This window comes from Actinoplanes sp. NPDC051633, assembly GCF_040681735.1.
In the GTDB taxonomy this organism is placed as follows: Bacteria; Actinomycetota; Actinomycetes; order Mycobacteriales; family Micromonosporaceae; genus Actinoplanes.
Map to the genome: position 1 here is coordinate 1 of NZ_JBFAZH010000187.1, position 9,206 is coordinate 9,206.

The 9,206-nt window shown below is 72.0% G+C and carries 7 protein-coding genes and 1 pseudogene; 4 read left to right on the forward strand and 4 right to left on the reverse strand.

What is annotated here, in order from left to right:
* The coding region (locus tag AB0M20_RS13580) for a GGDEF domain-containing protein (protein WP_364297790.1) at positions 1–1,273 on the forward strand (1,273 nt) is incomplete at its 5' end.
* Between the two features lie 2 nt (positions 1,274–1,275).
* On the opposite strand, the gene AB0M20_RS13585 is transcribed toward AB0M20_RS13580, so the two are convergent.
* A complete protein-coding gene (locus AB0M20_RS13585; RefSeq protein WP_364297792.1) occupies positions 1,276–1,824 on the reverse strand; it encodes a TIGR03086 family metal-binding protein in 549 nt (182 codons plus the stop codon).
* Positions 1,825–1,888: 64 nt separating this feature from the next.
* Between AB0M20_RS13585 and AB0M20_RS13590 the strand changes: the two genes are divergently transcribed.
* Positions 1,889–2,665, forward strand: coding sequence for a helix-turn-helix domain-containing protein (locus AB0M20_RS13590; protein WP_364297794.1), 777 nt, complete (start codon positions 1,889–1,891; stop codon positions 2,663–2,665).
* A 34-nt stretch (positions 2,666–2,699) separates the two neighbouring features.
* Here AB0M20_RS13590 and ppdK read toward each other — a convergent pair whose 3' ends face one another.
* Positions 2,700–5,378, reverse strand: a complete 2,679-nt coding sequence (gene ppdK / locus AB0M20_RS13595) for a pyruvate, phosphate dikinase (protein ID WP_364297796.1) — start codon at positions 5,376–5,378, stop codon at positions 2,700–2,702.
* 217 nt (positions 5,379–5,595) lie between these two features.
* Here ppdK and AB0M20_RS13600 point away from each other — a divergent pair, with 217 nt between their 5' ends.
* Entirely contained in the window at positions 5,596–6,774 is a 1,179-nt protein-coding gene (locus AB0M20_RS13600; RefSeq protein ID WP_364297802.1) for a cytochrome P450, read from the forward strand.
* A gap of 77 nt (positions 6,775–6,851) precedes the next feature.
* Here AB0M20_RS13600 and AB0M20_RS13605 read toward each other — a convergent pair whose 3' ends face one another.
* Together AB0M20_RS13605 and AB0M20_RS13610 are read right to left on the reverse strand one after the other, a co-directional pair.
* Positions 6,852–7,535 (reverse strand): hypothetical protein, encoded by a 684-nt coding sequence (locus AB0M20_RS13605; protein ID WP_364297798.1) that lies wholly within the window; start codon positions 7,533–7,535, stop codon positions 6,852–6,854.
* 8 nt (positions 7,536–7,543) lie between these two features.
* A complete protein-coding gene (locus tag AB0M20_RS13610; protein WP_364297800.1) occupies positions 7,544–8,896 on the reverse strand; it encodes a PLP-dependent aminotransferase family protein in 1,353 nt (450 codons plus the stop codon).
* A 78-nt stretch (positions 8,897–8,974) separates the two neighbouring features.
* Between AB0M20_RS13610 and AB0M20_RS13615 the strand changes: the two are divergent.
* Positions 8,975–9,206: pseudogene (locus tag AB0M20_RS13615) on the forward strand (MFS transporter); the annotation flags it as partial.

Sequence of the window (9,206 nt, forward strand, 5' to 3'; positions counted from 1 at the left end):
GCACGGCGCCGGCGACGCGGTGCTGCGGGAAACGGCGGCCCGGCTGCAGACCTGTCCGCGGGAGAGCGACACGGTGGCGCGCTTCGGCGGGGACGAGTTCGCGGTCGTCGCCGAGCGCCTCGCCGACCCGGCCGACATCCACGTCGCGGCCGCCGGCATCGTCGCCGCGATGCGCGGTCCGATCCACATCGGACGGCGCGCGGTGACGGTCACGGCGAGTGTCGGCATCGCCCTGAACCGGCCGGGCGACACCGCCGACGACATGCTGCGCGGCCGACCTCGCCATGTACCGAGCGAAGACCAGCGGAAAGAGCCGGCACGTGCTGTCCGGATCCTGACCGGACCGTTATCCACAGAGCCTAAAAGGGGACAGCGCCGCGGCCGTCGCGTGCCCCATACTTCCGCGGTGATTCAACCTGGGGGGAACCGCAAGCCGGGCAAAAGCATGTGGATCGGGGCGGTGGCGGTCGTCGTGTTCGTCGTCGCCGGCTGTGGCCTCGGCAGCAAGGACGGCGGCGACGAGCCGGCGACCGGCGCCGACACGGCCAAGGTGCTGACCGAGGTGGACGCTTCGCTGAAGGAGCCGTTCGCCGCGGTGGCCAAGGGGGACAAGGCCGCCTTCGACACGGCCGCGCAGGGGCTGAAGGCCGGCGCCGGCAAGCTCACCGGGGCCACGCTGACCCCGCTGGCCGACTCGCTGTCCGACCTCTCGGACGAGGTGGCCGACGCGGGGCAGAAGGGCTCGGCCTGCCCCGCCGGGCAGCCGGGGGCGGATGTGCTGCGCGGCAAGGCCGCGGCGAAGGTGCGCGCGGAGGCGAAGGCCCTGGCCGCCAAGGACGCCTCGTACAAGTTCGGCACGTTCCTGCCGGCCGCGCCCAAGGAGCAGACCCGCCGCCTGGGCAACGGCGACTTCGTGAAGAAGAAGTCCGGCAGCGGCCGCGGTGAGCTGGTCATCGAGAACGGCGCCGGGGACACGACGGTGAGCGTGGTGCCGAAGGGCCAGAAGAAGCCGGCGTTCGTGGTCTACGTCCGCGGCAAGGCGAAGCACACGGTCGAGGGCGTCAAGGCCGGCTCGTACAACATCTTCACCGCCGCCGGCGAGGACTGGGACGCCGCGAAGAAGGGCTTCACCCGCGACTGCGCGTTCAGCAAGTTCGACGACGACTTCGACTTCTCGTCCAGGGGTGACCGCTGGACCATCACCCTCAAGGAGGTCGTGGGCGGCAACGCCAGCACGAGTGACGTCGACCCGAACTCGTTCCCGGCCGGCTGAGACTATGCGGGGCCCGGGGCGCCGTCCCCGGGCTCCCAACTCGGGTCGCGACCGCTGAGGCCGAGGACCTGGTCGAGCTGCGGCGCGGTGGGCGGCACGGGCACGGCCGGGGCGTACAGGCCCATGCTCCGGCCCTGTTCGGCGGTGGCCACGACGAAGTCAAGCGTCGTGCGCACCGCCTCCGCCGGCCAGCCGACCGCCTTGCCGAGCGCGCGGGCCAGGTCCCAGCCGTGCAGCACGACGTCGGACACCAGCATCGTCACCGCCTGTTCCGCGGGCATCGTCATGCCGCCGACATCCACGACCCCCTCGGGCATCGACCAGTCGTCACTCAGGGTCGTGGCCGTCGCGGGCCAAGTCCAGTGCCCGGCGGGGATGTCCCGGCCGTGGCCGATCAGGTCCAGCGCGGCGACGTCCTGGCGCAGGTGCGCGGTCAGCGCGGCGACATCCCAGTCTCCGCAGGGCGTCGGCAGGCCGGCCGCGCCGGGCGGGACGGCGCTGACGAGGTCGGTGGTCACGGCCGTCGCGGCCGTCACGATGGGTGCGGTCATGCGCCCAAGCTAGGGGTACGCGCACCGCGCCGTCTTGAACGAACGCGACGCTACGCTCACGGCCATGCCCGGCATCCTGCACGCCCGCGCCGCCGCCGGGCAGTTCGCCTACGCCGAGCTGCCGGTCGCGCCCGGCCTCGAACCGTTCGCCGAGCATTACTGGCGGGTGCGCTGGGACCTGACCGGCCGCCCGCCGTACGAGCAGTGGGTCCTGCCCTATCCGTCGGTCAACATCACGTTCAAGGCGGATCGCTGCCGGGTGGCCGGGGTGCCCCGCGGGCGGTTCTCCGAGACGCTCACCGGCACCGGCCGGGTGTTCGGCATCCGGTTCCGGCCCGGTGGTTTCCGGCCGTTCACGGCCCGGCCGGTGGCCGAGCTGACCGCCCGGTTCGTCCCGGTCGCGGAGTTCTTCGGCGAGCCGGGAGTCACCCTGGCCGAGGCCGTCCTGGCGGCCGGCGACGAGGACGCCGCGGCAGTGCTCGACGCGTTCCTGCTGGGTTTCGAGCCGCGCCGCGACGCCGACGGCGACGTGGTGGCCGATGCCGTCCGCCGGGTCGCCGTCGAACCCGGCCTGACCCGCGCCGACCAGCTCGCGGATGCCACCGGGGTGGGCCTGCGCCGCCTGCAGCGGCTCTTCCGCGAGCACGTCGGCGTCGGGCCGAAGTGGCTGATCCGCCGTTACCGGCTGCACGAGGCCGCCGCGCGCGCCGCGACCGGCGTGCGGCTCGACCTGGTGTGCCTGGCCGCCGAGCTGGGCTACAGCGACCAGGCGCATCTGACCCGCGACTTCACCGCCCTGATCGGCACGCCGCCGGCCAGATACGCCCGCGACCAGCGGTGAGCGGAGCAGCCCGCGACCAGCGGATCGCCCGCGGTCAGCGGTGGTCGGAGCCGGCCGACTCGACCGCGGCGCGGCCCGCCTCCAGGCGGGCGATCGGCACCCGGAACGGCGAGCAGGACACGTAGTCCAGGCCGACCTCGTGGAAGAAGTGCACCGACTCGGGGTCGCCGCCGTGCTCGCCGCAGACGCCCAGCTTCAGGTCCGGCCGGGTGGCCCGGCCCTCGTCGCTGGCGATCCGCACCAGCCGGCCCACGCCCTCGCGGTCGATCGACTCGAACGGCGAGATGCCGAAGATGCCCAGCTCGAGGTAGCGCCAGAAGAACGCGCCCTCCACGTCGTCGCGGGAGAAGCCCCAGCCCATCTGGGTCAGGTCGTTGGTGCCGAAGGAGAAGAAGTCGGCCGCCTCGGCGATCTGCCCCGCGGTCAGCGCCGCCCGCGGCACCTCGATCATCGTGCCGATCAGCACCTCGACGCCCGAGTCGCCGACCACCTCGGTGATGATCTTCTCGGCCTCGGTGCGTACCGTCTCCAGCTCCTGCACCGCGCCGACCAGCGGGACCATGATCTCCGGCCGCGGCCGGCCGCCCTCGCCGGCCAGCGCCACGGCGGCCTCGGCGATCGCCCGCACCTGCATCGCGAAGAGGCCGGGGATGACCAGGCCGAGGCGGACGCCGCGCATGCCCAGCATCGGGTTCGACTCGTGCATGCGGCGCACCGCGTTCAGCATCTTCTCGCTGCGCCCGACCTGCTCGCCGCGCTCCTTGGCCACCGCGACCTTGACCGCCAGGTCCTCCAGCGACGGCAGGAACTCGTGCAGCGGCGGGTCGATCAGGCGCACGGTGACCGGCAGGCCGTTCATCTCGCGGAACAGCTCGAGGAAGTCCGCCTTCTGCAGCGGCCGCAACGCATTCAGGGCCTCGTTGCGCTCGTCGTCGGTGTTCGCCAGGATCAGCCGCTCGACCAGCTCGCGCCGGTCGCCGAGGAACATGTGCTCGGTGCGGCACAGGCCGACACCCTGCGCGCCGAACCGGCGGGCCCGGGCCGCGTCCCGGCCGGTGTCGGCGTTGGTGCGCACCAGCAGCCGGCGGCGCTCGTCGGCGTGCGTCATGATCCGGTGCACGGCGGCGACGAGGGGCTCGTTGACCAGGGCAGGGTCCAGGTCGCCCTCGAAGTAGCGGACCACCTCGGACGGTTGCACCGGCACCTCGCCGAGGTAGACCCGGCCGGTGGTGCCGTCGATGGAGATCGTGTCGCCCTCGTTCACGGTGTGCCCGCCGACGGTGAACGAGTCGCTCGACACCCGCAGCTCGTCGGCGCCGCAGACGCACGTCTTGCCCATGCCGCGGGCCACCACGGCGGCGTGGCTGGTCTTGCCGCCGCGCGAGGTGAGGATGCCCTGGGCGGCGATCATGCCGGGCAGGTCGTCGGGGTTCGTCTCGCGGCGTACCAGGATCACGTTCTTGCCCTCGGCCGCGGCCTGCACCGCGTGCTCGGCGGTGAACACGACCTCGCCGACCGCCGCGCCGGGTGAGGCGCCGACGCCCTTGGTGAGCACCTCCGGGTCGCCGCTCATGTCGAAACGGGGGAACATCAGCTGGGCGAGCTGGCTGCCGGTGACCCGGTGCATCGCCTCGTCCAGGTCGATGACCTCCTCGTCGACGAGCTGCGCGGCGATCGTGAAGGCGGCCGCGGCGGTGCGCTTGCCGACCCGGGTCTGCAGCATCCACAGCTTGCCGCGCTCGATGGTGAACTCGATGTCGCACAGGTCGTGGTAGTGCCCCTCCAATGTGGCCATGATGCCGAGCAGTTCGTCGTACGACTGCTTGTCGATCCGCTCGAGATCCTGCAGCGGGACCGTGTTGCGGATGCCGGCGACCACGTCCTCGCCCTGAGCGTTCTGCAGGTAGTCGCCGTAGACGCCGGTGGCGCCCGTCGACGGGTCGCGGGTGAAGGCGACGCCGGTGCCCGAGTCGGGGCCGAGGTTGCCGAAGACCATCGAGACGACGCTGACGGCGGTGCCCAGGTCGCCCGGGATTCGTTCCTGCCGGCGGTAGAGGACGGCCCGGTCGGCGTTCCAGGACCGGAAGACCGCGGCGATCGCGAGGTCCATCTGCTCGCGCGGGTCCTGCGGGAACTCATGGCCGGTGTGCTTGGCGAAGAGGTCCTTGTAGACGCCGACCAGCGCCTTGAGATCCTCGGCGTCCAGGTCGATGTCGTCCTTGGCGCCCTTGGTGCTCTTCGCCTCGTGCAGGGCATCCTCGAAGGCGCTGCCGGGCACGTCGCAGACGGTCTTGCCGAACATCTGGATCAGCCGGCGGTAGGAGTCCCAGGCGAACCGGTCGTTGCCGCCGGCCTGCCGGCTGAGCCCGGACACCGACTCGTCGTTGAGGCCGACGTTCAGGACGGTCTCCATCATGCCGGGCATGGAGAACTTGGCGCCGGAGCGTACGGACACCAGCAGCGGGTCGGCCGGGTCGCCGAGCTTGCGGCCCATCGCCTCTTCCAGCGTCTCCAGGTGCGCGGAGATCTCCTCGTCGAGCCCGTCGACGTGCGCTCCGGAGGACAGGTACTCCTTGCAGGCCTCGGTGGTGATCGTGAAACCGGCGGGCACCGGTAACCCGAGGTTCGTCATTTCGGCGAGGTTGGCGCCCTTGCCACCGAGCAGATCCTTCAGGTCCTTGTTTCCCTCGGCGAAGTCGTAGACGAACTTCATGACGATGCACCTCCGGGTTACGAATACCCCAGCGTGGTCGGTTCTACGCCCGGGATCCGTAGGCTAGGCGAGTCTGCAGCCGACGAAAATGATCCAGTGCGGAATGCCACTGGCCGTCGATCGGCGGTGCGCGGAATGCGCTCTCCCCGCGCACCAACGAGCACCACGGGCGTCGGTCCGCGTCGGCCCGCGTCGGTAAGGTGGGTCGGTGGGCGCCATTGTGCAGAATTCCGAAACGAGCCAGCTGCTCGGCGAATTGACCAACCTGGTCGGCCGAGAGGATCCGTATCCGCGATACGACCGGCTCCGCGAGATCGCACCGCTCATCCGCGCCGACGACGGCGCGCTGGTGGTGACCGGGTACGCGGACTGCGCCACGGTGGTCCGCGACGGGCGGCTGGCCCACATGTCCCCCGACATGCTGGCGTTCATCGGGTTCGAGGACTGGCGCGAGCACCCGGCGCTGAAGCTGCTGTTCACCAGCATCCTCAACCTCAACCCGCCGGACCACACCCGCCTGCGCCGGCTGGTCAGCTCGGCCTTCACCGCCCGCCGCGTGCAGGCGCTGCGGCGGGCGATCGAGCGCATGGTGGACGAGCTGCTGGCCGGCATGTCCGGCGAGGCCGACTTCATCCAGGCGTTCGCGTTCCCGTTGCCCGCCAACGTGATCGGCGAGCTGCTGGGCGTGCCGCCGGCCGACCGGGCGCAGTTCCAGTCGCTGATCCGGGACTGGTCGCAGGTGCTCGAGTACATCGACCGGGAGCAGCTCGTGACCGCCGACGCGGCCGCCGCGACCGTGTACGACTATCTGGCCGGGCTGGCCGATCAGCGGCGCCGCAAACCGGCCGACGACCTGATCAGCGCGATGGTCGAGGCCGAGTCGGCGGGCGACCGGCTCACCGGCGAGGAACTGCTGACGATGGCCGGGCTGCTCTTCGCGGCCGGCTTCGAGACCACCACCAACCTCCTCGCCAACAGCGTCATGGTGCTGGACCGGCACCCGGAGGCGGTGATCGGCGACCCGGCGCTCGCGGTCGAGGAGCTGCTGCGCTTCGACAGCCCGGTGCAGCTCGTCGGGCGGCTGGCGCACGAGGACGTGGAGCTCGGCGGCACGGTCGTGGAGGCGGGTGAGCGGGTGATCGCGTACACGGGGGCCGGCAATCGCGATCCGCGGCGCTTCACGGACCCCGGCCGGCTGGATCTGTCGCGGGCCGACAACGCGCCGCTGTCGTTCGGCGGGGGCATCCATTACTGCCTCGGCGCGCCGCTGGCACGGCTGGAGGCGCAGATCGCGATCCCAGTCCTGCGCGACCGGGTGCGGGTCTGCGGCGAACCCACCCGGCGGGACAGTCTCACCCTGCGCGGATACACCGCGATGCCCGTGCGGACAACGTAAGGTGCCGCTGCGAATTCCACGGGGGAAGAACTCGCAACGGCGTTGAGGTCACGGTAATCCACATCGGGCGACGCTGTCTATCCCACTCGGTTGAGGACTGTGCCGACCAGTTTCTTCCAGTCGCTGTCGAAGGCGGGCGAGCCGCTGGAAGTGCCGAGCCGGTACACCGCGTACGCGTCCACGAACACGACGTTGGCCCTGCTCACGACGGCGATGGCGGTGTCCGCGGTGCCCTTGTTCTCGATGTAGGTCTTGTGCCGGGTGACGACGAAGCCGGTCCAGCCACCCTCGTTCATCTCGGTGGTTCGAGCCGTCTCGGTGTAGGCGGGCTCCGACCGGTCGGCGGTCTCGGTGGCCGGCCGGCTGACGGTGGCCGGACAGCCATCGGCGACTGCCCTCAGGGCCGCCAGCCCGGCCCGGGCGCCCGAGTCGTCGGGGTAGACCAGCGCGGTCTGGGTCAGCGTCTGTGCGCCCTGGTTGCCCTCGTCGACCAGTGGCGTACTGATCACTTCGGCGCCCGGCGGCACCGGCGGCACGGTGGCCGCGCCGCCGCAGAAGGCGACCAGCCGGCTGGGGTCGGTGGAGGCCTCCGGCGCCTTCCAGGTCGGCCCGATCTCGTTGGCCTGCAACAGCGCGCCACGCATCGTGGTGACGGTAAAGCCGCCGTCCGGCGGGTCGGGCACGGCGTCGTCGCCGGAGTCACAACCGGTAGTGAGCAGGACGGCACACGCGGCGACGGCGAGCACGCGGGTGATGAGCATCCGGCAATCTAAGCACGCGCGATCACGGCGGCCAGCTCGGCGACCCCCGCCCGGATCCGCGCCTCCGACATCGACGAGTAGCCCAGGATCAGCGCTCCGGTCCCACTCCCGGACGCTTGATAGTCGGCAAGGGTGCTCAGGCCGATGCCCACGCGACGCGCGGCGCGGGCGACGGCCACCTGGTCGTCGACCGGAACCGTCACGTGCAGCCCCGCGGCGATCCCGGTGACGCGCAGCGACGGGAGATGGTGGGCCAGCGCGGCCACCAGGGCGTCGCGCCGCGCCCGATACCGCAACCGCATCCGCCGCAGATGCCGGTCCAGGTCACCGCGGGCGAGGAACCGGGCGAACGCCAGCTGCTCGATCCGGGCCGAACCCTGATCGGTGAGCATCCTCTCGTGCCGCAGCGGCCCGGCCAGCGCGGGTGGCACCACCATCCAGCCGAGCCGCAGGGCGGGCGCGAGGACCTTGCTCGCCGTGCCGCAGTAGATGACGTGGTCGGGGTCGAGGCCCTGCAGGGCGCCGACCGGAGCCCGGTCGTAGCGGTACTCGGCGTCGTAGTCGTCCTCGATCGCGTACGCGTGCCGCTCGCGCAGCCAGGCGACCAGCTCGGCGCGGCGGGCCGGGGCCAGGACCACACCGGTGGGGTGCTGGTGTGCGGGCGTCACCACGACCGCGTCGGCGTCCGTCGCGGCCAGGGCGTCGACGCGCAGGCCGAGGTCGTCGACCGGCACCCGGACCGGTTCCAGGCCGGCGCGGGCGACGATCTCGTCCTCCTCCCAGCTGCTGGGGTCCTCGAGGGCGATGCGCCGGGCGCCCCGGGCGGCGAGGGTGCGGCAGATCAGGCCCATGCCGTGCAGGTAGCCGTTGGTGACGACCACGCGGTCGGGTGACGCGACCACGCCGCGGACCCGGCCGAGATAGTCGGCGAGGCTCTCCCGGAAGCCGTCGACGCCGAACGCGTCGCCGTAGTTGAGGTCGGCGGCGCTGATCTCCATGACCGCTTCCCGCATGCAGCGGGCCCAGGCCTCCCTGGGGAACGAGGACACGTCCGGGCGCGACGGGCGGAAGTCGTACCGCAGCGGCGGGTCGGCCGGGACGGGCCGGGCGCCCGGCTCCGGGCCGAATGGACCGTCGGCCACCCGCGGGCGGGCGCCCTGCCGGATCGCCAGATAGCCCTCGGCGGCGAGCTGCGCGTACGCGTCGACGGTGATCTTGCGCGAGACGCCGAGCTGGCCGCTCAGGTCGCGGGTCGACGGCAGCGCGGTACCCGGCCGCAGGCTGCCGTCCCGGATCGCGCCGCGCAGCCGGGACTCGATCTGCGCGCGCAAGGTCTCCGGGTGGTCCCTCGAGACCGACATCAGGAGTTCCAACTGGTCCCCTCTTCCGGTGCGCAGGTGGATCTGTCTTTCGTACCAGTTCGGGGCGACGGTGACTACATGCTCTTCACGACCTCCGTACTCGCCCGCCTCCCACTCGCCACGTTCAGCCTGGGCCTGCTGGTCCACGCCGAGCACCTCACCGGCTCGTACGCCGCGGCCGGCGTCGTGGCCGGCACGCTCGCCATCGCGCAGGGCGGCGGCGGTCCGCTGCTCGGACGCCTGGTCGACCGGCGCGGCCAGACCCTCGTCCTGCTCGCCTCCTCGCTGATCGCCGGCCTGGCCCTGTGCG

Coding starts and splice junctions, on each gene's coding strand:
- AB0M20_RS13585 (WP_364297792.1), bottom strand. CDS start 1,824: ATGACCGCACCCATCGTGACGGCCGCGACGGCCGTGACCACCGACCTC.
- AB0M20_RS13590 (WP_364297794.1), top strand. CDS start 1,889: ATGCCCGGCATCCTGCACGCCCGCGCCGCCGCCGGGCAGTTCGCCTAC.
- ppdK (WP_364297796.1), bottom strand. CDS start 5,378: ATGAAGTTCGTCTACGACTTCGCCGAGGGAAACAAGGACCTGAAGGAT.
- AB0M20_RS13605 (WP_364297798.1), bottom strand. CDS start 7,535: ATGCTCATCACCCGCGTGCTCGCCGTCGCCGCGTGTGCCGTCCTGCTC.
- AB0M20_RS13610 (WP_364297800.1), bottom strand. CDS start 8,896: ATGTCGGTCTCGAGGGACCACCCGGAGACCTTGCGCGCGCAGATCGAG.